Source organism: Enterovibrio coralii (assembly GCF_001559595.1).
GTDB classification, from domain to species: domain Bacteria; phylum Pseudomonadota; class Gammaproteobacteria; order Enterobacterales; family Vibrionaceae; genus Enterovibrio; species Enterovibrio coralii.
In genome coordinates, this window is record NZ_LNTY01000034.1 from 287,779 (window position 1) to 312,407 (window position 24,629).

The following is a 24,629-nucleotide window of genomic DNA, read 5'->3' on the forward strand; positions in this document are numbered from 1 at the left end:
TATTTAGCTTTTATAACCTCATGATAAAACAAAGGCGGCACCTTTAACCAGTGCCGCCTTTGAAACGAGATGTTGCAGAGAAGTAAAATCAGTCTTCTAAAAGTTTTTGAAGAAGTGCGCCATTGAGCATTGCACGCTTAACCAAAGCAAACGCACCTAATGTTGGTGTCGCTGATAGGCCCGCGGCAACAATTGGCAGGTTTTGATGGAAAGTGCGCAGAGACTGATTCTCAACACAACGTTGGATTGCCGGGAACACCACGCTTTTCGCTTCGGTGATTTCACCAGAAATAACCACTTGTTGTGGGTTGAACAGGTTAATCGTCATTGCAATTGCTTTACCCAAGTGATTGCCGACCTTCACCAGTACTTGTCGTGCCAGTTCATCGCCAGCAACCGCTGCACGACAAATGTCTGACACGTCTAAATCTTGTTTGCCTTGCAGCATACTCTCATGGCCTTGAGCCAAAAGTTGCTGCGCATGTTCGATAATTGCAGGGTTAGACGCCACGGTTTCTAAGCAACCAAAGTTACCGCACTGGCATTTCTTGCCCAATGGGTCGATTTGGATATGGCCAATCTCACCAACGTTGCGGTTGTAGCCCAAAAACACCTGTCCGTTGACGATGATACCTGCGCCTGCACCGTTGTGAACACTGACGAGAAGCGTGTCGAAGTAATTTTTACTCACCCCGAAATAATGTTCTGCAAGTGCCTGACCACGCGTGTCATTTCCGATGAAACATTGCACACCGAATTCGTCGCGAATTAAGTCACTTAACGGTAATTTGTCGATCGAAATATGTGGCATGTATTCGACGATACCGGTTTCTGCATCTACCAGACCTGGCAGCGAAATTGCCACGGCAATCAGCTCTTTGAGTACGTCTTGTTTGGAAGCAAGGAAGCTATGCAAGTGATGAAGAAGGCCTTCAATCAGTGCTTCTTGGCTGGGATAATGGAATGCTTCTTCGTGTGCGGCCAGTAACTTTCCAGACAGGTCGAAGAGCGCTAATTCAATGCGGTCACGTCCAAGTCTAACTGCGAGGGAATGGAAAGGTGCACACTCGGTGGTCAACGAGATAGCTCGTCGACCTCCGGTGGACGCTTGTTGCGCAACCTCTTTGATGAGGCCGCGCTCAAGCAACTGGCGGGTTATTTTAGTGACACTTGCTGGAGCGAGGCTGCTCACATCAGCAATCTGTATTCGAGAAATCGGACCTTGCTGGTCGATGAGTCTATAAACGGCGGCACCGTTTAGCTGTTTAACCAGATCTACGTTACCGATTTGTCCGCCAGTCATAAATGTCCTAATTCAATGTGTATTCGCCGTTAACTACCGTCGCTTTGACATTGAAATCACGGTCGAACACAGCCAAGTTAGCCACGTATCCTTTCTTGATACGGCCAAGCTTGTTTTCCATACCGATAGCACATGCAGGGTACAGTGTTGCCATGCGAACCGCTTCATCCAAAGCGATACCTACATGTTCGACAGAGTTCTGTACTGCTTCAATCATGGTCAATGCCGAACCGCCAAGCGTGCCGTTTTCATCAACACACTTACCATCTCGGTAATATACTTTCTTACCAACAAAAATAAAGTGATCCATGTCGGCTCCTGCAGGCGCTGCTGCATCGGTAACCAGAACCAGTTTTTCACCTTTCAGTTTGTGGGCAATGCGAATGTTCGCGTAATCAACGTGGAAACCATCAGCAATCACACCCGTGTAAACCTCAGGTGTGTCGTAGATTGCGCCTACCATACCTGGTTCGCGACCAGCGATTGGTGTCATCGCATTGAACAGGTGAGTGGCGAACGTGATGCCGCTTTGAAGCCTTCACGCGCTTCCACATAACTTGCGTTAGTGTGACCCGCAGATACAACGATACCCGCTGCAGCCAGTTTCTCGATGTGTTCTGCTGGTGTCAGCTCAGGTGCCAGCGTTACTTTGGTAACAACGTCTGAGTTCGCAGTGATGAAGTCAATCATCGCATCGTCTGAACGACGGATGTAGTCAACGCTGTGAATACCTTTTTTCGCGACGTTCAGGTACGGACCTTCAAGGTGCAGACCCAGTGCTTCGTGTTGGTATTGCTCTTGGTAATCACGAATCGCTTTTACCGACGCTTTCATGTCTTCGTCTGAAGAGGTGATCAGCGTTGGTAGGAAGCTGGTGCAACCTGATTTCAGGTTTGCCAAGTGCATAGTACGGATGGTGTCCGCCGTCACCTGGTCGTTAAACATCACACCACCACAGCCGTTCAGCTGCAGGTCGATGAAGCCAGGAGTGAGGTAAGCACCGTCCAGAGAACGGGTCTCAATGCCTTCTGGCAGATCTTTTTCTTGGCAAATGTTCTGGATCAGGCCGCCATCAATGATGACGGCATGATTGTCCAGCACTTCGCTACCAGTAAAAATACGGCAGTTAATCAGTGCGTACATGAAGACTTCCTTACCTTACAGGTTTTTAATGTTTTGAGCTTCTAGCTCTTGGAAGTACTTAACAGTCTTCACTTTCAGCTCAGCAGTTGAAGGCTCGTCACAAACCATCAGTGCTTTAGGGTGAAGCTGAAGAGCAGAAACAGTCCAAAGGTGGTTCACAGAACCTTCAACCGCTGCTTGCAGAGCCAGTGCTTTGTTGTGGCCAGTGATCAGAATCATCACTTCTTCTGCGTCAAGCAGAGTACCAACACCGATAGTCAGTGCGTGTTTTGGCACTTGGTTGATGTCGTTGTCAAAGAAACGAGAGTTAGCAATACGCGTGTCTTCAGTCAGTGTCTTGATACGAGTACGTGAAGACAGAGAAGAAGCTGGCTCGTTGAATGCGATGTGGCCGTCGTTACCGATGCCGCCCATGAACAGGTTGATTTTACCGTAAGACTTGATTTTGTCTTCGTAGCGTTTGCACTCAACCATGTGGTCTTCAGCGTTGCCGTTCAGCAGGTTGATGTTTTCTTCTTGAATATCAATGTGATTGAAGAAGTTGTTGTACATGAATGAACGGTATGACTCTGGGTGGTCTGCAGGGATACCGCAGTACTCGTCCATGTTGAACGTCACAACGTGTTTGAAGCTTACTTCGCCTTGCTTATGAAGCTGAATCAGTTGCTTGTAAGTGTTCAGAGGTGTACCGCCTGTTGGCAGACCCAGAACAAACGGGCGATCTTCCGTTGGTGCAAATTTGTTAATTGCATCAACGATATAACGTGCTGACCAAAGGCCTACTTCATGTGCAGTTTGTAGCGGGATAAGTCTCACAGCGACACCTCTATAGTTAATTCAAAATCTGATTCAATGGTAATCGATTTGCATCTTAGTTTTCATCATAAAATAAGTTTTATGAGCGTGCTAGCAAAAAACCGGATCTCATATTGTTTTGAGTGACAATAATCACAATTGCATTCGTTTTAATTTGCGGGGCGAAATTAATGGAATACACTGCCACTGACTCACATTGGATAGTAAATAAAATCCAATGTTGTCATTACAACTCTGAGAAATAACCACTATAGGGGGAACAAAGGTGAATATTCTCGGTTACTTCCAAAAAGTAGGTAAAGCACTGATGGTACCTGTTGCCGTGCTTCCTGCTGCTGCAATTCTAATGGGTGTCGGTTACTGGATTGACCCGAATGGCTGGGGTGCGAACAGCGCACTGGCTGCATTCTTGATCAAAGCTGGTGCGGCAATCATCGACAATATGTCTGTACTGTTCGCGGTTGGTGTTGCGTACGGTATGTCTAAAGATAAAGATGGTGCAGCTGCACTGTCAGGTTTCGTTGGTTTCTTGGTTGTTACCACTCTGCTTGCACCGGGTGCGGTTGCTCAGATTCAAGGTATTGACCCAAGCTCTGTTCCTGCAGCGTTTGGCAAGATCAACAACCAATTCGTGGGTATCCTAGTTGGTATCGTTTCTGCTGAGCTGTACAACCGTTTCTCTTCTGTTGAACTGCACAAAGCATTGGCGTTCTTCTCTGGTAAGCGTCTGGTTCCTATCCTGACTTCTGTTGCTGGTATCTTCATTGCATTTATCCTGATGTACGTATGGCCAACTGTTTACGGTGGTCTGGTAAGCTTCGGTGAAGGCATCCAAGGTATGGGCGAAGTGGGTGCGGGTGTATACGCGTTCTTCAACCGTCTTCTGATCCCTGTTGGTCTGCACCACGCTCTGAACTCAGTATTCTGGTTTGACGTAGCGGGCATCAACGACATCCCTAACTTCCTGGGTGGCGCGAAATCTATCGCTGAAGGTACTGCAACTGTTGGTGTAACAGGTATGTACCAAGCTGGTTTCTTCCCAATCATGATGTTCGGTCTGCCTGGTGCGGCTCTGGCTATCTACCACACTGCTAAGCCAGAAAACAAAGAGAAAGTAGCATCTATCATGCTGGCGGCTGCGTTCGCATCTTTCTTCACTGGTGTTACTGAGCCTCTAGAATTCTCATTCATGTTCCTGGCTCCAGGCCTGTACGTACTGCACGCATTGCTGACTGGTATCTCTGTATACATCGCAGCATCTATGCAGTGGATTGCTGGCTTCGGCTTCTCAGCAGGTCTGGTAGATATGGTTCTGTCTACTCGTAACCCGCTGGCGAAAGACTGGTACATGCTGATTGTTCAAGGTCTGGTATTCGCAAGCGTTTACTACGTAGTATTCCGCACTGCAATCGTGAAATTCAACCTGGCAACTCCTGGGCGTGAAGACCTGGATGACGACGCGTCTTCTGAAGGTGTGACCGGTTCACAAGAGACTGGTATCCTGGCTCGCCAATACCTGAAAGCTCTGGGTGGTCACGACAACCTGACTAACATCGATGCATGTATCACTCGTCTGCGCTTGACTGTTAAAGACGGCAGCCAAATCGACGAGAAAACGCTGAAAGCACTGGGTGCAATGGGCGTTGTTAAACTGGGCACCAATAACCTGCAAGTTATCCTGGGTCCACTGGCAGAAATCGTTGCTGGCGAAATGAAGAAAGTCGGCACTACTGAAGACCTGTCTGACGTAAAACTGCCTTAATTAAGAAATACTGACTAAACAGTCAATATGGCCGGCCCTTTTAGGGGGTCGGCTTTTTTTGGGCCTTTTTCGGCCATATTCGTAGGGAAAATGTAATATGAAACAAACGTTTAAGCTTGGAATGCTGTCTGCGGCTATTGCAGCAGGCCTGACTGGTTGCGGTACTCTGCAGTCAGGCTCACCACAGCAAAACATCGTAGATGCACTGTCTTCTCAACTGAACATCAGCTACGACATCGTGACGAACCACGGTGTGCAAGAAGGCATGGCATGTCAGGAAATGGGTGCTGAGTGGGCATCTTGTAACGAAATCACCATGACCGTGGTGAACGACGGTGACGCTGTTGAAAGCAACGATTGGAAAATCTACCTGCACAGCATCCGCGTTATCCTAGAAGTGGCGAACAAAGACTTCACTATTGAACACATCACAGGTGACCTGTATGTGCTGACGCCAACTGAATCTTTCAAAGGCTTTGCTGCTGGCGAAACGATTGAAATCCCCCTAATTCAAGAATACTGGACGCTGTTTGAAACTGACTTTATGCCACGTGCATACGTTGTTTCAGGCGACGCAACGCCAAAAGCTATCGAGTCTCTGAACACTGAAAACGTGGATGCGTTTGTGTCGGAAATTGAAGGTAACGAATACAAGCGTGTTCCAGAAGACAACAACATCCTAGCGACTGCGGCATCACGTTTTGCGAAAAACAGCGATGTAGAAGCCCTGTCTGAAGGTGCAATCGAAGCAGCAATCATTCCAACACCACTGAAAGCGCGTCAAATGCGCGGTGAGCTGAACGTTGCTGGCGGTTTCGCGATCACCAACAATGCGTTGGACGCAGCGCAACTGGCGGCGTTTGAAGAGCGAGCAGAGCTGCTAGACGTTAACGTTAAGGGCGACGTAGCTCTTAACATCAACGTTGATGCAAAAGCGTTTGAAGGCGAAGAAGCAGTTTCTGGCGCATACAAACTGGCAATCAACGCAGCGGGTGTTGACGTGCTGGGTTACGATAGCGTGGGTGCGTTCTACGGTCTGCAATCTATGCTGGCTCTGATGAGCAAAGGCGATGCTGAGGTTCTGCCTTGGGTTGCTATCGAAGATGCGCCACGTTTCCAATACCGTGGTGTGATGGTAGACGTTGCGCGTAACTTCCACTCAAAAGAAGCTATCCTGCGCACCGTTGACCAAATGGCGGCGTACAAGCTGAACAAACTGCACCTTCACCTGACCGACGATGAAGGTTGGCGTTTGGAAATCCCAGGTCTGCCAGAGCTGACTGACGTGGGTGCAGAGCGTTGTCACGATCTGTCTGAAACGTCATGTCTGCTGCCACAACTGGGCTCAGGTCCAGACAGCGACAACTTCGGTTCAGGTTTCTTCTCTAAAGCGGATTACATCGAAATTCTTGAGCACGCGAAAGCGCGTGGCATCGAAGTGATCCCAGAAATCGACATGCCAGCACACTCACGTGCAGCAGTGGTTTCTATGGAAGCGCGTTACAAGAAATACGCAGAGCAGGGCGATCTGGCGAAAGCTGAAGAATTCCGTCTGATGGATCCAATGGACACATCAAACGTAACGACCGTACAGTTCTACGACAAGCGCAGCTTCGTAAACCCATGTATGGATTCTTCTCTGAACTTCGTGAACAAAGTGATCACTGAAGTGAAAGCGATGCACGACGAAGCTGGCATGCCTCTGAGCACCTGGCACTTCGGTGGTGACGAAGCGAAGAACATCAAGCTAAATGCTGGCTTCCAAGACATCAACGCGGCAGAGCCAGTTGCATGGAAAGGTTCTATCGACCTGAGCCAACAAGACAAGCCATTCGCGAAGTCACCAATGTGTCAAAAACTGATTGAAGAAGGCGTAGTGTCTGATTTCGGTCACCTGCCAAGCTACTTTGCTGAGAAAGTCAGTGGTGTGGTTGCAGAGCACGGCATTGAAAACTTCCAAGCATGGCAAGACGGCCTGAAGTACTCGAAAGATGCGTCAGCGTTCGACACCAAGAACACTCGCGTTAACTTCTGGGACGTTCTGTACTGGGGCGGTGATGCGTCTGCGTACGACTGGGCAGCTAAAGGCTACGACATGATCGTATCTAACCCAGACTACGTGTACATGGACATGCCTTACGAAGTTGACCCGAAAGAGCGCGGCTACTACTGGGCAACGCGTGCAACCGATACGCGTAAGATGTTCGGATTCGCACCAGAGAACCTGCCTCAGAACGCTGAAACCTCTGTTGACCGTGATGGTAACGGCTTCAACGGTAAAGGCACTGTAGATCACAACGACGGTTTCTACGGTCTGTCTGCACAACTGTGGAGTGAAACTGTGCGTACTGACGAGCAGTACGAGTACATGGTATTCCCACGCGTTATCGCAGCGGCTGAGCGTGCGTGGCACAAAGCTGACTGGGAACTGGATTACCAAGCAGGTAAGCAGTTCAACCAGCAAACCACTCACGTTGACAAAGATGCACAGCTACAAGACTGGACACGCTTTGCTAACGTAATGGGTCAGCGTGAAATGGCGAAACTGGACGCGGCAGGCATCCAATACCGTATCCCAGTACCAGGTGCAATCATGGAGCAAGGTACCCTGCACATGAACATCAGCATGCCAGGCCTGCCTCTGCAGTACTCTGTAGACGGTGGCAAATCTTGGACTGATTACTCTGCACCAGTAGCGATTGAAGATGCGAGCAACGTAAAAGTACGTGCGTTGAGCGCAGACAAACAACGCGAAGGTCGCGCAGTTTCTCTGTAATTTCGTCCTCATCAACTCAAAGCCCGCACTTCGCGGGCTTTTTTTTGTTCAATTGGTGCTTCTACGTTCAGTAGTGGTTGAGTAAACCGCCCTGATCGTGGATCATTGGGCGTTAATTTTAAAAATTTCGTATCCGGATCTTCCTACGAGGTAAATTTGATGAGTGAGTCTGAGGCTCGTCCAACCAATTTTATCCGTCAAATCATCGATAAAGATTTGGCGAGTGGTGCACACACCACAGTTCACACGCGTTTTCCACCAGAACCAAATGGTTATCTGCACATTGGACACGCAAAATCGATCTGTCTGAACTTTGGCATCGCAAAAGACTACCAGGGTCAATGTAACCTGCGTTTTGACGACACTAACCCAGAGAAAGAAGACATCGAGTTTGTTGAGTCAATCAAAGACGACGTGAACTGGTTGGGTTTCCAGTGGGATGGCGAGGTTTGCTACTCATCTGACTATTTCGATCGTCTGCACGGCTACGCTGTTGAGCTTATCGAAAAGGGTCTGGCTTATGTTGAAGAGCTAAGCCCAGATGAGATCCGTGAATACCGCGGTACCCTGACTGCACCAGGTAAACACAGCCCATTCCGCGATCGCAGCGTTGAGGAAAACCTTGAGCTGTTCGCGAAAATGAAGAACGGTGAGTTCGCAGAAGGCAAAGCGTGTCTGCGTGCGAAAATCGACATGGCATCACCATTTATGGTTATGCGTGATCCTGTTCTGTACCGTGTGCGTTTTGCGCATCACCACCAGACTGGCGACAAGTGGTGCATCTACCCGATGTACGATTTTACCCACTGTATTTCAGATGCGATCGAAGGCATTACACACAGCCTGTGTACGCTGGAATTCCAAGACAACCGTCGTCTGTACGACTGGGTGTTGGATAACATCACCATTGAATGTCAGCCACGTCAGTACGAGTTCAGCCGTCTGAATCTTGAATACACCGTGATGTCTAAGCGTAAGCTGAGCCAACTGGTGAGCGAGAACTTGGTAAACGGTTGGGACGACCCACGTATGCCAACCATCTCTGGTCTGCGTCGTCGCGGCTACACGCCAGCAGCAATTCGTGAATTCTGTAAGCGTATCGGTGTAACTAAGCAAGACAACACCATCGAGATGAGCTCGCTGGAGTCTTGCGTTCGTGATGATCTGAACGACAACGCACCGCGTGCAATGGCGGTTCTTGATCCAATCAGACTGGTTATCGAGAACTTCCCAGAGGGTGAAATTGAAACCCTGAGCGCGTCAAACCATCCAAACAAACCAGAAATGGGTGAGCGTGAAGTGCCGTTCAGCCGCGAAATCTGGATTGAAGCTGAAGACTTCCGCGAAGAAGCGAACAAGAAGTACAAGCGTTTGGTTCTGGGTAAAGAAGTACGTCTGCGTAACGCATACTACGTAAAAGCAGAGCGTTGTGAGAAAGACGAAAACGGCAACGTAACGACCGTTTACTGTACTTACGATCCAGAAACCTTGGGTAAAGATCCAGCAGATGGCCGTAAAGCGAAAGGCGTGATTCACTGGGTATCTGCTGATGCAGGTGTTGAGGCTGAATTCCGTTTGTACGATCGTCTGTTCACTGTACCAAACCCAGGTGCGGCGGATGACTTCGCAGCGACCATTAACCCTGAATCACTGAAAGTGGTGCGTGGTTACGTTGAGCCAAGCCTGAAAGCAGCGGCTGCAGAACAAGGCTTCCAGTTTGAACGCATGGGTTACTTCTGTGCTGATCGCAAAGACAGCAAAGATGACGCACTGGTATTTAACCGTACTGTGGGCCTGCGTGATACTTGGGCGAAAATCGGCGACTAATCTGAATCGCACGAAATAAAAAACCGGAGCCAAGGCTCCGGTTTTTTTTATTCATTTTAACGATTATGCATCGTGTAACTTTGGATCGGTTTTGCAGTCGCCTTTCAGACAGTGGCCGTACAAGTACAGGCTGTGGTTGGTCAGGCGGATGTTAAACTTCTCTGCGATTTGGTGCTGACGCTGTTCGATAACGTCATCACGAAACTCGATAACTTGACCGCAATCCAGACAAACGAGGTGGTCATGGTGCAGTTGCGTTGCCAGTTCAAATACTGACTTACCGCCTTCGAAGTGGTGACGAGTAACAATCCCTGCATCGTCAAATTGGTTCAAAACACGGTATACGGTCGCGAGACCGATTTCTTCACCGATGTCGATCAGCTTCTTATAAAGATCTTCTGCGCTGATGTGCTGACAGTCCGGCTCTTGCAAGACTTCTAAGATTTTCAATCGAGGCAGGGTGACTTTAAGTCCTGCGTCTTTCAATGCCTTATTGTTATCTGACATCCGGTTCTTCCTACGTAATTGCTTTTCCCTTGAGTGTATTGAGAACGGGAAAAATTGATAACTAGCGTAACAAATGTGATAAGCCGCCGCCAGTCTCATAATACAAATATCTGAGTTGTTTGGTCGGTTTTGCGGCTTGTAGCTGTTATAGAAAAGTGGCACGATAAAACTGGTTAGACCAGAAAAGGAATTCACGTGTACAAATTTTATAAACCCAAGGTCGTGAAGTTTGCGCTAAATGTTTGGCCGCCGTTTTGGGGGGCGGGCATCAAAATCCTGTCGATTTCTGAAGACTTTCGGGAAGTAAAGGTCAGGTTAAAACTCCGTTGGTGGAATAAAAACGCCAACCGTACCCAGTATGGTGGCAGCATCTTTTCGATGACAGACCCTGTTTATGCATTGATGTTGATGGGGATTCTCCGCGAGCAATATTACGTGTGGGACAAAGAAGCCGATATCAATTTCATTAAGCCGGGCAACACGGATTTGTTCGCGGACTTTGTTATTTCGGATGATGCGTTATCTGCCATTCGCCATGGAACGGAAAATGGTGAGAAGGTGTTTCCGGAGTTTGTGGTGAACGTGTTAGATGCCGAAGGGGATGTGGTAAGCCAAGTAAAAAGGGTGCTTTACGTTCGTAAGAAACCGAAATACCGCGAGGGTGAGCAAACACAAACGACATGATGCGGCTGTTGATGACATGTATTGCTGAAAACAAAAAACGCGCCCAGAAGGCGCGTTTCTACTTCATGTCTTGGGAAGATTAGTCTTCCAGCTCAGACAGGCACATTTCTTCGTGGATTTGTTTAACCCAGTTTTCAACGCGCTGTGAAGTTAGTCTGGTTGACGGTCTTCATCAACACACAGGCCAACAAACGTGTTGTCATCAACCAGTGCTTTAGACGCTTCAAACTCGTAACCTTCGGTCGACGTGTGACCGATGATGGTGCCGCCTTTCGATTCTACGATGTCACGGATGGTACCCATCGCATCACAGAAGTACTCTGCGTAGTCTTCTTGGTCGCCACAACCGAAAATCGCTACCAGCTTGGTAGAGAAGTCAACTTTTTCCAGCTCAGGGAAGAAGTCATCCCAATCACACTGTGCTTCACCGTAGTACCAAGTTGGGATGCCCAGAAGCAGAAGATCGAAGTTATCGATGTCTTCTTTGCTGCTCTTAGCGATGTCCTGAACGTGGACCATTTCTTTGCTCAGTTGTTTTTGAATCATCTTGCAATGGCTTCAGTGTTACCTGTATCGCTGCCAAAGAAGAGACCTACGCTTGCCATAATCGAGAATACCTATGTTCTGTTCACTGAGATGCAATATACACATCTCGCAAAGTAAAGTGTAGGAGAAGCTAATGCCTTCTCACTGCTTTATATACGTAGGAAGCCGTTAGCCGACGCCAACACCTTCCCAAAAAATTTGAATCACGCCTTTGGTAATAAATCCTGCGCAGCCGAGGAAAAGAACCAACCAGACAATTCTGCGTCCAAATGGCGGTACGTTTCCTTCGTTCAGCACATCCTTGATTGCCATACCGATGAAAAAGAATATGCCTGCGAATAACAAATCTAGCCAATCTTTTCGAGCAGTTCAAAGTGCTCGTACAGCATGTCCGCCTCCCTGTCGGATCCCTAAACGCGCGAACTATAGCATAACTGCCATCTGTCTGTTAACGCTCAGACTTTGTTAAAAAGCGAGTGATCACACGCGCAACGGTATCTGGTTTTTCAGCATGCACCAATGACCGGTATTGGCGACAACATGGGCTTTAGCGTTCGGGAATTGTGACTCGATCGCATCGCGATGCTCTGCGGCAATATAGTCAGATTCTCCGCCTTTCAAAAACAGCGTTTTGCCTTCAAACGTGCCGATATTTGACCAGCCAGTGATATCGTCATAATTCGCTTCGAGAGCTTCAACGTTAAACCGCCAATCATAAGTCCCATCTTCTTGGCGACCGAGTGATTTCAGCAGGAACTGACGCACGCCAGGGTCAACAATGTGTTCGGCCAGTTTGGCTTCTGCCTCTTTGCGGTTTGCCATCGGTTGTTGTTTGGATGCATTAAGACCTGCAAAGACATTGTCGTGGCGGCGAACGTGATAAGTAACTGGCGCGATATCCATCACAACCAACTGATCGATTCGCTCAGGGAAGCGCGTTGCCATCATCATTGCGACCTTGCCGCCCATGGAGTGGCCGACCACAGAGACACGTGAAAGATCGTGTTGATCGACAAACGCCATCACCGCCTCGGCTTGTGATGCATAATCGACATTCTCGCTACGAGGTGACAGACCGTGGTTGGGAAGATCAATCTGATAGACCTTGTATTGATCTGCCAAAACGCGAGCCAAACCACCTAAGTTATCCAAACTGCCAAACAGCCCATGGATCAGAAGCAATGGTTCGCCATCGCCTTGGATCTTAAAGTTCAAAAACACCGATGTTTTCTCTCAATATGAATCGTTTGCCGTAGAGTATACCTGTCTAACTCTGTATAATCGCCCCGTTGAATTGAAATTAGGACACGATGATCGAACGATGAAGACAATTGAGGTTGATGAAGAGCTATACCGGTACATTGCCAGCCAAACACAGCACATTGGCGAAAGTGCATCGGACATCCTGCGTAGACTTCTAATGGCACCGCAGATGGAGCAACAACCCGTTGCAACATTGGTCCCTGCTCAGAAACCGAAGGGAATTGTTGTCAGTAAAGATGCGGGTAAGAGCGACACAGTTGATCGCGTGAAAGAAATGCGCTCCTTGTTGATCTCAGACGAATTCGCAGTACAAGAGAAGGCAATTGGCCGCTTTATGCTGGTTCTGTCGACGTTGTACCGCATTGATGATTCGGCTTTCTCAGAAGCAACGGCACTGAAAGGCCGCACGCGCGTCTATTTTGCCGATAACGAGCAGACGCTGCTTGAAAGCGGTAAAACTACCAAGCCTAAGCACATTCCGGGCACGCCGTTCTGGGTTATCACGAACACCAATACTGGCCGTAAGCGTCAGATGGTTGAGCAACTGATGACCAAAATGGGCTTCACCAACGACATCACTGAAAAAGTGGTTGGCGAGATCTAACGTCCAGCGGTTTCAAAGTGAACACTTGGTTTACGTTCAAATAGAAAAGAATTTATAGGGGCTCTGTCATTGACGAGCCTCTACTTGTATTTGTTTTATAACGTTTCTGAAAGGATGCGAAAGTCATGGCTAGTAGTGAACGCGCGGGTCAGCGCGCGCAGCAAAGTGATTTGCACAATATTCCCCTGTTGGTTTCCAACTATTTCCAATTGACACCAGACCCAGCAAACCCTGCGCACAAAGTGGAGTTTGGTACGTCAGGTCACCGCGGCAGCGCGGATAAATCGACCTTCAACCAACACCATATCCTGGCAATTGCACAAGCGGTTGCAGATGTTCGTGCCGAGCAAGGTTTTACTGGCCCACTGTTCGTGGGTAAAGATACTCACGCGCTGTCTGAGCCTGCATTTTGCTCTGTGGTAGAAGTGCTGGTGGCAAATGGCGTGAAAGTGATTGCGCAGGAAAAAGGCGGCTACACGCCAACGCCTGGTATTTCTCACGCGATTTTGGGTTACAACAAATCCAATGCTGACAAAGCAGACGGTATTGTGATCACGCCGTCTCACAACCCACCTCAAGATGGCGGCATTAAATACAACCCGCCGCACGGTGGCCCGGCAGAAGGCGAGCTGACAAAAGCGATTGAAACCCGTGCCAACGCTTTGATTGCAGCAGGCCTTGAAGGCGTTCGCCGCATGTCGTTCGCGGAAGCAACCGCGAGTGATCTGTTCGTCGAAACCGATCTGGTGATGCCTTACGTACAAGAGCTGGATCAAGTCGTCGATATGGCGGCAATCAAAAAAGCGGGCCTGAAATTGGGCGTGGATCCTTTGGGCGGTTCAGGCATTGACTATTGGAAAGCGATCGCTGAGCACTTTGAACTGGATATCACTCTGGTTAACGACGCGATTGATCCTTCTTTCCGCTTCATGTCGTTGGATAAAGATGGCGTGATCCGCATGGACTGTTCATCGCCATCTGCGATGGCAGGACTTCTGGAGTACAAAGACCAGTTTGATCTGGCATTTGGTAATGACCCAGACTTTGATCGCCACGGCATCGTGACGCCTAGCGGCTTGATGAACCCGAACCATTACTTGGCTGTGTGTATCGACTACCTCTACCAACACCGTCCACAATGGGGCAGTGAAGTGGGTGTTGGTAAAACACTAGTATCAAGCGCGATCATCGACAAAGTTGTTGCTAGCCTTGGCCGCAAACTGTGTGAAGTACCAGTCGGTTTCAAGTGGTTCGTAGACGGCCTGTATTCTGGTGAGTTGGGCTTCGGTGGTGAAGAAAGTGCAGGTGCGTCATTCCTTCGTAAAGACGGCACGCCTTGGGCAACCGACAAAGACGGCATATTGCTGTGCCTGCTTGCTGCGGAAATCACTGCGGTAACGGGCAAGAACCCACAGCAGTACTACGATGAGCTGGCGGCAAAATTTGGCGAATCTAGCTATGCACGTCTGCAAGCTGTGGCAAACGGCGAGCAAAAAGCTGTGTTGAGCAAACTGTCTGCGGAGATGGTGACGGCAACAACCATGGCGGGCGATGACATCATCGCTAAGCTGACGCACGCACCAGGTAACGGCCAAGCGATCGGCGGTCTGAAAGTGGTGACTGAGTTTGGTTGGTTTGCTGCACGCCCATCAGGTACAGAAGACATTTACAAGATTTACTGCGAGAGCTTCAAAGGCGATGAGCATCTTCGTCAAATTCAGGAAGAAGCAAAGCAAATCGTCAGCGATGTGTTTAAAAACGCAGGTCTGTAAGCGATAGATGAAGAAGAAAGCCACCTTACGAGGTGGCTTTTTTGTACCCGACTTTACTCGCTTTTATTTGGCCAACCTTCTGGGACGATAAACCAATGCGTTCCGTTTTCATCAATCAGGTGCACTGCGCGGCGCAAGTCTTTGTTGAGAGAATAAAGGGGTAGCTCAGCGATATCTGGCGCACACATCCATTGGTGACGCGCGAGTTGATAGAAGGTTTTATTTTCAGGCACTTGATGTGGCCAACACCAGTGCCTGATACGGCTTTCGAATTAATTTTTACTGCGGCTGGATGCGCGTCGTCAGTTAAGAACGGGTTGGTGAACAGCCTTCCTTGCATCAAAAGCTTTCGTTTGGTGATCGGAAAGTCAGGATATGTGCGCTGGTATGCCTCAGTGTCGCTCAGCGCAAGTTGCTGATTGAGCATTTTGGCAAGCTTCTTCGATAGAGTGTCTTTTGCGTTGGGGCCATACCAGTCGTCACCAAACGCAAGATAAAACTTGATGGCAACTTCCCAATGTTCCAGTGTATTGCTACCGTTTTTCACGACAAAGTCGACCGCCCCAATTGTTCGCCCTTCGTCTTCGACCTGAATTTCTTCAGCCACGAGCGAATGGTCTGCGCTGGCTTTCAAACATTGCTGAATAAGCCACTGGTAATAAAAACCAATGCGGTGACCCCCTTCATAGGATGCGGCGGGAATATCTGGCAGCTTGTTCCAAAAGTCGCGCGATACATAGAGGGTTGGGTCTAACTCTACAACGCTGCTGGCATGACGAATCCATGCCAAATCTCTTTGAACTTGGTCTTTGTCGGCAAACATTCGACATCCTTTTCTTTCTAAGTAAAAGGAGCTTACCGCAATCAAGGTTCACCTGCACGAAGGAGACAGTTAGAATGACAATTAATAAATAACAACGCCTGATTCAGGAAGCGAAATGAATAACATCGAACTTGAAAGTATTTTAAACGGATATTTAAAGCCGTTTGCGATTAAAGACTATTGTCCAAACGGCATGCAAGTCGAGGGCAAAGCGTCAGTGATGAAAATCGTAACGGGTGTCACGGCGTGTCAGGCGTTGATTGATGCGGCCATCGAACAGAAAGCAGATGCGATTTTGGTTCACCATGGCTATTTCTGGCGTGGAGAAGCAGAGCCTTTGCGTGGCATGAAATTCAAGCGTATCAAGGCGTTGATTGAGAACGGTATCAATCTTTATGCCTACCACCTGCCATTGGATGTTCACCCTGAAGTGGGTAACAACGCGCAGCTAGCAAAGCTTTTGGACATTGAGCAAAAAGGCGGTCTGGAAGATGGGAACCCGAACTCGGTGGCCGTCTGGGGTGAACTGCCAACACCAATGATGGCTGAAGCGTTTGCTGAACATATCGAGAAATGTCTGTCGCGTAAGCCGCTTCATATTGAAAGTGGAAGTGATGCGCTGATTTCACGCATTGGTTGGTGTACGGGCGGTGGTCAGGACTTTATTGATTTAGCTGCCAGCAAAGGCATGGATGCATTTATTTCAGGTGAAGTGTCAGAACGCACTACTTTTTCAGCGAGAGAGCAGGGCATTCATTATTTTGGAGCTGGTCACCATGCTACTGAGCGATACGGTATTAAGGCGTTGGGCGAATGGCTGGCGAATGAACACGGTTTAGATGTGACATTCATCGACATCGATAACCCGGTTTGATCGCAAAACAGAAATAAAAAAACGCCGCAATAGCGGCGTTTTTTTGTGGCGTTTGATTAACGCTCGTCCATAGGTTTGAACTCGCGCTGATCGTAACCAGTGTAAAGCTGACGCGGACGACCGATACGGTTTTGCGGGTCGCCATGCATTTCGTTCCAGTGTGCAATCCAACCGATTGTGCGAGACATCGCAAAAATCACGGTGAACATAGAAACTGGAATGCCGATCGCTTTCAGGATGATGCCTGAGTAGAAGTCTACGTTCGGGTAGAGTTTCTTCTCGACGAAGTATGGGTCTGAAAGTGCAATTCTTTCGAGCTCCATCGCAACATCCAACAGGGGATCGTTAATGTTCAGCTCATCAAGAACTTCGTGACATGCTTGGTTCATTACCGTTGCACGTGGGTCGTAGTTCTTGTAAACGCGGTGACCGAAGCCCATCAGACGGAATGGGTCATCTTTGTCTTTCGCACGTTCGATAAACTCTGGAATGTTCTCAACTGAACCGATCTCTTCCAGCATCTTCAGACACGCTTCGTTTGCACCGCCGTGAGCAGGACCCCACAGTGATGCGATACCCGCTGCGATACACGCGAATGGGTTAGCACCTGAAGAACCCGCCAAACGCACTGTAGACGTAGAAGCATTCTGCTCGTGGTCTGCGTGTAGCGTGAAGATTTTATCCATTGCACGCGCGACAACTGGGTTCACTTCGTACTCTTCACATGGTGTTGCGAACATCATGTGCAGGAAGTTCTCTGCGTAATCCAGATCGTTGCGAGGATAAATGAACGGTTGACCGATTGAATACTTGAAACACATCGCTGCCAGCGTAGGCATTTTCGAAAGAAGGCGATAAGCAGTAATCTCACGGTGCACATCGTTGTTGATATCGAGGGAATCGTGGTAGAACGCCGCAAGGGCACCGACAACACCTACCATAACGGCCATAGGGTGCGCGTCACGACGGAAGCCATGGAAGAAGCTAGCAATCTGCTCATGAACCATGGTGTGACGAGTCACGATACGACGGAACTCTTCATACTGTTTGCGAGTTGGGACTTCCCCGTAAAGAAGGATATAACAAACTTCTAAATAGTCAGCGTTATTGGCTAATTGATCAATTGGGAAACCGCGGTGCAGCAATACGCCTGCGTCGCCATCAATATACGTGATTTGCGACTCACACGACGCTGTAGCAACGAAGCCTGGGTCAAACGTAAAGTAACCATTCGCACCCAATGCACGTACATCGATCACTTCTGGACCGACTGTGCCCCCTTTGATCGGCAGTTCGATAGGTGCTTCCCCGTCAATTTGTAGGGTAGCTTTCTTCTCTGCCATAACATTCTCCTTTGTTATTTTATAATCCTATCCCGGATACGGACTCCGTTGTTTTACCGATCGGCGAAGAAGTTGTCAATTTGGAGAAGTGAACTTTGTCGGGTGTGCGCAAGTATAAAAAAACTGTGCAGATTAAGTTAATGCTCTGTTTCGGGATTTCCGTCAATTTTATTGGTTTGTGTTTAAATGTTACGAGGCATATACTCTGCGCAGGTCTCTGGATATTACTTAAAGCCGGGGCGTTTCGGGGCTCAAATCGAATTTTTCTCTGCGTAAAACAGCACGTGAGCTGCAGAAAATAGCAGTAGAGGCTGTAATACGTAATTTAGATGTTGTAGGTCTGGCGCTGTTGCGTGATGTGATTCCAGAGAGTGTTATATAACAATAATTGCTCAATGGAGCTGAGTGGGCCATATCGTGAAAGTAAAAAAGCCAAGACCGGTAAACCTCGACCTTCAGACCATTCGTTTTCCTATCACAGCGATAGCGTCAATTGCGCACCGTGTTTCAGGTGTTATCACCTTTATTTCGGTCGCTATTCTCCTTTGGCTATTAAGCCTGTCGTTATCGTCTCCCAGTGGATTTGAAGCCGCCTCTGAAATCGTCAACAGTTTCTTCGTCAAGTTCGTCCTTTGGGGCATTTTGACGGCACTCGCATATCACATTGTAGGCGGCATTCGTCACCTGCTGATGGATATGAAGTACTTTGAAGAACTGGAAACGGGTGCACAAAGCGCACAAGTTGCGTTTGGTGTGACTGCAGTATTGTCTGTTTTAGCGGGGGTTTTAGTATGGTAGGTCACGTATCATCTTTCGGCAGAAACGGTGTTCATGATTTCATCTTGATCCGCGCTACTGCCATCATCATGACACTTTACACACTTTACTTGGTGGGTTTCTTCGCCTTTGGGCCGGAATTGACTTATCAAGCCTGGATTGCTTTCTGGGGACAAACTAGCACCAAAGTGTTCACCATGCTCGCGCTCGTGTGCTTACTGATCCACGCTTGGATTGGTATGTGGCAAGTGCTGACAGACTACATCAAACCGACGATGCTTCGCGCGCTAATGCAGTTCGGTATTGTAGCACTGCTGTTTGTCTATCTGTTGACTGGCTTTTTTGTATTGTGGGGTGTGTAAGTGAGTATTCCAGTAAGAGAATTTGACGCCATTGTTATCGGTGCGGGTGGTGCAGGTATGCGCGCCGCGCTGCAAATTTCAGAGCAGGGTTTGTCTTGTGCATTGCTTTCCAAAGTTTTCCCGACCCGCTCGCACACTGTATCTGCCCAAGGCGGCATTACAGTAGCACTCGGCAACTCGCACGAAGATAACTGGGAATGGCACATGTATGACACCGTTAAGGGGTCGGACTACATTGGTGACCAAAACGCCATTGAGTACATGTGTAAAACAGGACCGCAGTCGATCATCGAACTCGAAAAAATGGGTCTGCCGTTTTCACGCTTTGAAAATGGTTCCATCTATCAGCGTCCTTTCGGTGGTCAATCTAAAGCGTTTGGTGGCGAGCAGGCTGCACGTACTGCAGCGGCAGCTGACCGTACCGGTCACGCACTGCTTCATACGCTTTACCAACAGAACATCAAAAACAAAACCACCATCTTCTCTGAGTGGTATGCACTGGATCTGGTGAAAAACCAAGACGGTGCGGTTGTTGGTGCAACGGCGATGGACATGGAAAGTGGTGAGATTTGCTACTTCAAAGCCAAAGCGACTGTACTGGCGACAGGTGGTGCTGGCCGTATCTATCAATCAACGACTAACGCACACATCAACACCGGTGACGGTGTCGGTATGGCACTGCGTGCTGGCGTACCAATGCAAGACATGGAAATGTGGCAATTCCACCCAACCGGTATTGCAGGTGCAGGTGTATTGGTGACAGAAGGCTGTCGTGGTGAAGGTGGTTACCTTCTGAATAAAGACGGCGAGCGCTTCATGGAACGCTATGCACCAAACGCGAAAGACCTTGCTGGTCGTGACGTTGTTGCACGTTCAATGATGGTAGAAATTCGTGAAGGCCGCGGCTGTGATGGTCCTTGGGGTCCACACATCAAGCTGAAACTGGACCACTTGGGTAAAGACGTTCTTGAAGCGCGTCTGCCAGGTATTCTAGAGCTGTCACGTACCTTCGCGCACGTTGACCCAATTAAAGAGCCAATCCCAGTTATCCCTACCTGTCACTACATGATGGGTGGCGTACCAACGCAGGTTTCTGGCCAGGCAATCAAACAAGATGCAAACGGTAACGACGTTGAAGTTCAAGGCCTGTTTGCATGTGGTGAAATCGCAAGCGTTTCTGTTCACGGTGCAAACCGTCTGGGTGGTAACTCACTGCTTGACCTTGTGGTATTTGGCCGCGCAACAGGTCTGCACTTGGGTGAAACACTGGCGGCACAGGTTGAAGCACGTGATGCCTCGGAATCTGACATTGAAGCTTCTCTGGCGCGCGTTAACCGCTGGAACTCAACGCAGAAAGGCGAAGACCCAGTACAAATTCGTAAAGACCTGCAATCGTGCATGCAGAACAACTTCTCGGTATTCCGTGAAGGTGATGCAATGGCGAAAGGCCTGGAAGAACTGAAAGTTATCCGTGAACGTCTGAAAGAAGCACGTTTGGATGACACCTCCTCAGAATTCAACACCCAGCGCGTCGAGTGCTTGGAGTTGGACAACCTGATGGAAACTGCTTTCTCAACGGCGGTAGCGGCAAACTACCGTACAGAAAGCCGTGGCGCACATGCTCGCTTTGACTTCCAAGAGCGTGACGATGAGAACTGGCTGTGCCACACCATCTACAACCCAGAAACAGAGTCGATGTCTAAGCGTGATGTCAACATGACGCCTGTTCATCGTGAAGCTTTCCCACCGAAAGCGCGTACTTACTAAGGGAGGTAGAGAAACATGAAGCTGAATTTTTCTGTATATCGTTACAACCCGGACGTTGATGACGCGCCGCACATGAAAGGCTACACGCTTGAAGTGCCGGACGGTTCAGACATGATGGTGCTTGATGCGCTGATCTTGTTGAAAGAACAAGACCCAACACTGGCTTTCCGTCGCTCTTGTCGTGAAGGTGTGTGTGGTTCTGATGGCATCAACATGAACGGTAAAAACGGCTTGGCGTGTATCACGCCACTGTCGGCGCTGACTGACAAGTCGAGCATTGTTATTCGTCCTTTGCCAGGTTTGCCTGTTGTGCGTGACTTGGTCGTGGACATGACGCAGTTCTATCAAAACTATGAGCGCGTCAAACCATATTTGATTAATGACGGAACGCCACCGTCGCGCGAGAACCTGCAATCGCCAGATGACCGCGCGCACCTTGATGGTCTGTACGAATGTATCATGTGTGCATGTTGTACAACGTCTTGCCCATCATTCTGGTGGAATCCAGATAAGTTCGTAGGTCCTGCAGGCCTGCTAGCGGCATACCGCTGGTTGATTGACAGCCGTGATACCGCAACGGATGAGCGTTTATCGGATCTCGACGACGCTTTTAGTGTTTTTCGTTGCCATAGCATCATGAACTGTGTAAATGTTTGTCCTAAAGGGTTAAATCCTACGAAAGCAATAGGCCATATTCGCTCAATGCTGCTTAAACGCGCAGTATAACGTCGGCCTCTGTACACCTACACGCATTAAGAATTAAGCTCCCCGCCAGGGGGAGCTTAAAAGGAACATCGGCAGAACGTCGATGGTCGCAACATCGTATATAACTAAAGTGGTTAAGGGATAACAATGCAAAATGGCGTGATGAAGGCTTGGTTAGAGTCTTCTCATTTGGCTGGCGCCAATGCAACTTACGTAGAAGACCTCTACGAACTGTACCTCAGTGACCCAGAGTCTGTAGATAGCGAATGGCAGGTGGTGTTTGAAAGCCTTCCTGTTGTGAATGGCAACGCACCCGAGCAACCCCACTCAAGAGTTCGTGATTACTTCCGTAGACTCGCTACCGAGACAGCGCATTACAGTGCCTCAGTCAGTGATCCAGACGTCGATGCGAAACAAGTTAAAGTATTGCAGTTAATCAATGCTTACCGTTTCCGTGGACACCAACAAGCAAATCTAGACCCTCTGGGTTTATGGCAGCGTGAACGCGTGCCTGACCTAGATCCTGCATTCCATACGCTCAACGAAGATGACTTCGAAGAGACGTTTAACGTAGGTTCTTTTGCCATTGGGCAAGAGAGCATGAAACTTGCCGACTTGTATGACGCGTTGAAGAAAACCTATTGTGGTTCAATTGGCGCAGAGTACATGCACATTACCAATACAGAAGAAAAACGTTGGATTCAGCAGCGTTTGGAGTCTGTCGTTGGCTTGCCTCAATTCTCCAGTGAAGAAAAAGTTACTCTGCTTGAAGAGCTGACTGCGGCGGAAGGTCTTGAGCGCTATTTGGGCGCGAAATTCCCGGGCGCAAAACGTTTCTCACTGGAAGGTGGCGATGCGTTGATCCCTATGGTGAAAGAAGTGATTCGTCACTCTGGCGCATATGGGACACGTGAAGTTGTTATTGGTATGGCACACCGTGGCCGCCTGAACATGCTGGTAAACGTTCTGGGTAAAAAGCCATCTGAGCTTTTCGATGAGTTTGCGGGCAAACACGGCGAATCATGGGGTACAGGTGATGTGAAATATCACCAAGGTTTCTCGAGCGATTTCGCAACGCCTGGCGGTGATGTTCACTTGGTACTGGCGTTTAACCCATCTCACCTCGAAATCGTTAACCCTGTGGTCATGGGCTCTGTGCGTGCACGTCAGGATCGCTTAGGCGACAAAGACGGCTCGAAAGTGCTGCCGATTACTATCCATGGTGACTCTGCAATCGCAGGTCAAGGCGTGGTGCAAGAGACGTTCAACATGTCTCAGGCACGTGGCTTTAAAGTGGGTGGTACGGTGCGCATTGTTGTGAACAACCAAGTGGGTTTCACAACCTCTAACCCGAACGACACGCGCTCTACGCAATACTGTACTGACATCGCTAAGATGGTTCAGGCTCCGATTTTCCACGTAAACGCGGACGACCCAGAAGCCGTTGCCTTTGTGGCTCGTTTGGCGATTGATTATCGCAACGAATTCAAACGCGACGTGGTTATCGATCTGGTGTGTTACCGTCGCCACGGTCACAACGAAGCGGATGAGCCAAACGCGACTCAGCCACTGATGTACCAGAAGATCAAGAAGCATCCTACGCCACGTAAGCTCTATGCTGACGTGCTTTCTGATCGCGGTGTTGCAGACATCGAAAAAGCCACATACCTCATCAACGAGTATCGTGACGCGCTCGACCACGGTGAATGCGTGGTGAAAGAGTTCCGTCCGATGGCACTGCATTCTGTTGACTGGTCACCGTACCTCGGCCACGACTGGACAGTAGAATGGCCAAATACCTTCGACAAAGATCGCTTGATTGAACTCGGTAAGCGTATTTGTGCGTACCCAGAAAGCCATAAACTCCACAGCCGTGTTAATAAGCTATACAACGATCGCACTGCGATGGTTGCAGGCGAGAAGGCGATTGACTGGGGTATGGCGGAAACACTGGCCTACGCGACGATTGTTGATGACAACAAACGCATCCGTATCTCCGGTCAGGATTCAGGTCGTGGTACTTTCTTCCACCGCCACTCTGTCTTGCACAACCAAAACGATGCAAGTACGTACATTCCTCTGGCAAACGTTCACGACAAGCAAGGGCCTTTCCAAGTCTTTGACTCCGTGCTGTCGGAAGAAGCGGTACTGGCATTTGAATACGGTTACGCAACCGCTGAGCCAGGTGGCCTGACCATTTGGGAAGCCCAGTTTGGTGACTTCGCAAACGGTGCACAGGTAGTTATCGACCAGTTCATCAGTTCAGGTGAGCAAAAGTGGGGCCGTATGTGTGGTCTGACTATGCTGCTTCCTCATGGTTATGAAGGTCAGGGTCCAGAGCACTCGTCTGCACGTCTTGAGCGTTATCTGCAACTGTGTGCTGAGCAAAACATGCAGGTTATCGTGCCTTCTACGCCCGCTCAGGTTTACCATATGATCCGCCGTCAGGTATTCCGCCCGATGCGTCGCCCATTGGTGGTGATGTCACCGAAGTCATTGCTGCGTCATCCGCTGTGTACGTCTACGTTGGACGATCTGGCGAATGGCAACTTCCAACCAGCAATCGGTGAAATTGACGAGCTGGATCCAAAAGCCGTGAAACGTGTGGTGATGTGTTCAGGCAAAGTCTACTTCGACCTGCTTGAAGCGCGCCGCAAAGAAGAAATTAAAGATGTCGCGATTATTCGTATTGAGCAACTGTACCCATTCCCGAAAGAGGATGTACAGGCTGCAATCAGCGAATACGTCAACGCCAAAGACTTTGTCTGGTGTCAAGAAGAGCCTCAAAACCAAGGTGCTTGGTACAGTAGCCAGCACAACTTCCGCTTGGCCATTCCGGCAGACGCCACGTTGAGCTATGCAGGACGCGCTGCGTCAGCATCGCCAGCGGTTGGTTACATGTCGGTGCATCTAAAACAACAAAAAGCGTTGATAGAAGACGCTCTTACCCTGAATTAAGAACTAGAAAGCTAAGG

At 49.0% G+C, this 24,629-nt stretch carries 17 protein-coding genes and 4 pseudogenes; 12 read left to right on the forward strand and 9 right to left on the reverse strand.

From position 1 onward, the window contains the following. Positions 1 to 88: 88 nt before the first annotated feature. The 3 genes and pseudogenes from nagC to nagB all read right to left on the reverse strand — a co-directional run bounded on the left by nagC (position 89) and on the right by nagB (position 3,262). Positions 89 to 1,303 (reverse strand): DNA-binding transcriptional regulator NagC, encoded by a 1,215-nt coding sequence (gene nagC, locus ATN88_RS12660; protein ID WP_067416332.1) that lies wholly within the window; start codon positions 1,301 to 1,303, stop codon positions 89 to 91. A 7-nt stretch (positions 1,304 to 1,310) separates the two neighbouring features. Further along, positions 1,311 to 2,446 (reverse strand): annotated as a pseudogene (gene nagA, locus ATN88_RS12665) (N-acetylglucosamine-6-phosphate deacetylase). 15 nt (positions 2,447 to 2,461) lie between these two features. After that, the gene (nagB, locus tag ATN88_RS12670; RefSeq protein ID WP_067416335.1) at positions 2,462 to 3,262 is read right to left on the reverse strand and encodes a glucosamine-6-phosphate deaminase; all 801 of its coding nucleotides are present in this window, start codon (positions 3,260 to 3,262) and stop codon (positions 2,462 to 2,464) included. 265 nt (positions 3,263 to 3,527) lie between these two features. Here nagB and nagE point away from each other — a divergent pair, with 265 nt between their 5' ends. The 3 genes from nagE to glnS all read left to right on the forward strand — a co-directional run bounded on the left by nagE (position 3,528) and on the right by glnS (position 9,627). Continuing rightward, complete coding sequence (gene nagE / locus ATN88_RS12675) at positions 3,528 to 5,024, forward strand: N-acetylglucosamine-specific PTS transporter subunit IIBC (protein ID WP_067416338.1); 1,497 nt, start codon at positions 3,528 to 3,530, stop codon at positions 5,022 to 5,024. A gap of 97 nt (positions 5,025 to 5,121) precedes the next feature. Further along, on the forward strand, positions 5,122 to 7,800 hold the full coding sequence (locus ATN88_RS12680) for a beta-N-acetylhexosaminidase (protein WP_067416341.1): 2,679 nt from the start codon (positions 5,122 to 5,124) through the stop codon (positions 7,798 to 7,800). 159 nt (positions 7,801 to 7,959) lie between these two features. Next, entirely contained in the window at positions 7,960 to 9,627 is a 1,668-nt protein-coding gene (gene glnS, locus ATN88_RS12685) for a glutamine--tRNA ligase (protein WP_067416345.1), read from the forward strand. 63 nt (positions 9,628 to 9,690) lie between these two features. Here glnS and fur read toward each other — a convergent pair whose 3' ends face one another. Continuing rightward, entirely contained in the window at positions 9,691 to 10,134 is a 444-nt protein-coding gene (fur, locus tag ATN88_RS12690; protein ID WP_067416348.1) for a ferric iron uptake transcriptional regulator, read from the reverse strand. 195 nt (positions 10,135 to 10,329) lie between these two features. On the opposite strand from fur, the gene ATN88_RS12695 reads away from it, so the two are divergent. Next, positions 10,330 to 10,818 carry a DUF4442 domain-containing protein gene (locus tag ATN88_RS12695; protein WP_067416351.1) on the forward strand — a complete coding sequence of 163 codons (489 nt, stop codon included), beginning with the start codon at positions 10,330 to 10,332 and terminating at the stop codon, positions 10,816 to 10,818. Positions 10,819 to 10,897: 79 nt separating this feature from the next. Here ATN88_RS12695 and fldA read toward each other — a convergent pair. From fldA to ATN88_RS12710, 3 pseudogenes are all read right to left on the reverse strand, one after another. Beyond that, positions 10,898 to 11,423 (reverse strand): annotated as a pseudogene (gene fldA, locus ATN88_RS12700) (flavodoxin FldA). A gap of 109 nt (positions 11,424 to 11,532) precedes the next feature. Continuing rightward, a pseudogene (locus tag ATN88_RS12705) lies at positions 11,533 to 11,753 on the reverse strand (DUF2788 domain-containing protein). 59 nt (positions 11,754 to 11,812) lie between these two features. After that, positions 11,813 to 12,585, reverse strand: a pseudogene (locus ATN88_RS12710) (alpha/beta fold hydrolase). A 100-nt stretch (positions 12,586 to 12,685) separates the two neighbouring features. Between ATN88_RS12710 and seqA the strand changes: the two are divergent. Both seqA and pgm read left to right on the forward strand, forming a co-directional pair. After that, positions 12,686 to 13,231: a replication initiation negative regulator SeqA gene (seqA, locus tag ATN88_RS12715; protein ID WP_067416354.1), complete on the forward strand. Its 546-nt coding sequence runs from the start codon at positions 12,686 to 12,688 to the stop codon at positions 13,229 to 13,231. A 125-nt stretch (positions 13,232 to 13,356) separates the two neighbouring features. Further along, positions 13,357 to 15,003, forward strand: a complete 1,647-nt coding sequence (gene pgm / locus ATN88_RS12720; protein WP_067416357.1) for a phosphoglucomutase (alpha-D-glucose-1,6-bisphosphate-dependent) — start codon at positions 13,357 to 13,359, stop codon at positions 15,001 to 15,003. A gap of 115 nt (positions 15,004 to 15,118) precedes the next feature. On the opposite strand, the gene ATN88_RS12725 is transcribed toward pgm, so the two are convergent. Beyond that, entirely contained in the window at positions 15,119 to 15,826 is a 708-nt protein-coding gene (locus ATN88_RS12725) for a DUF1853 family protein (protein WP_232313166.1), read from the reverse strand. Positions 15,827 to 15,941: 115 nt separating this feature from the next. Here ATN88_RS12725 and ATN88_RS12730 point away from each other — a divergent pair, with 115 nt between their 5' ends. Beyond that, entirely contained in the window at positions 15,942 to 16,700 is a 759-nt protein-coding gene (locus tag ATN88_RS12730; RefSeq protein ID WP_067416360.1) for a Nif3-like dinuclear metal center hexameric protein, read from the forward strand. Between the two features lie 56 nt (positions 16,701 to 16,756). On the opposite strand, the gene ATN88_RS12735 is transcribed toward ATN88_RS12730, so the two are convergent. Then, entirely contained in the window at positions 16,757 to 18,043 is a 1,287-nt protein-coding gene (locus tag ATN88_RS12735) for a citrate synthase (RefSeq protein WP_067416364.1), read from the reverse strand. A 405-nt stretch (positions 18,044 to 18,448) separates the two neighbouring features. Here ATN88_RS12735 and sdhC point away from each other — a divergent pair, with 405 nt between their 5' ends. The 5 genes from sdhC (at position 18,449) to sucA (ending at position 24,612) form a co-directional block, all read left to right on the forward strand. Beyond that, positions 18,449 to 18,841, forward strand: a complete 393-nt coding sequence (sdhC, locus tag ATN88_RS12740) for a succinate dehydrogenase cytochrome b556 subunit (protein ID WP_067416367.1) — start codon at positions 18,449 to 18,451, stop codon at positions 18,839 to 18,841. Further along, positions 18,835 to 19,182, forward strand: coding sequence for a succinate dehydrogenase, hydrophobic membrane anchor protein (gene sdhD / locus ATN88_RS12745; protein WP_067416370.1), 348 nt, complete (start codon positions 18,835 to 18,837; stop codon positions 19,180 to 19,182). Before sdhC ends, sdhD begins: the two co-directional genes overlap by 7 nt. Next, a complete protein-coding gene (gene sdhA / locus ATN88_RS12750; RefSeq protein ID WP_067416373.1) occupies positions 19,183 to 20,949 on the forward strand; it encodes a succinate dehydrogenase flavoprotein subunit in 1,767 nt (588 codons plus the stop codon). A 15-nt stretch (positions 20,950 to 20,964) separates the two neighbouring features. After that, positions 20,965 to 21,675 (forward strand): succinate dehydrogenase iron-sulfur subunit, encoded by a 711-nt coding sequence (locus tag ATN88_RS12755; RefSeq protein WP_067416377.1) that lies wholly within the window; start codon positions 20,965 to 20,967, stop codon positions 21,673 to 21,675. A gap of 126 nt (positions 21,676 to 21,801) precedes the next feature. Further along, positions 21,802 to 24,612, forward strand: coding sequence for a 2-oxoglutarate dehydrogenase E1 component (sucA, locus tag ATN88_RS12760; protein WP_067416380.1), 2,811 nt, complete (start codon positions 21,802 to 21,804; stop codon positions 24,610 to 24,612). Positions 24,613 to 24,629: the final 17 nt, after the last annotated feature.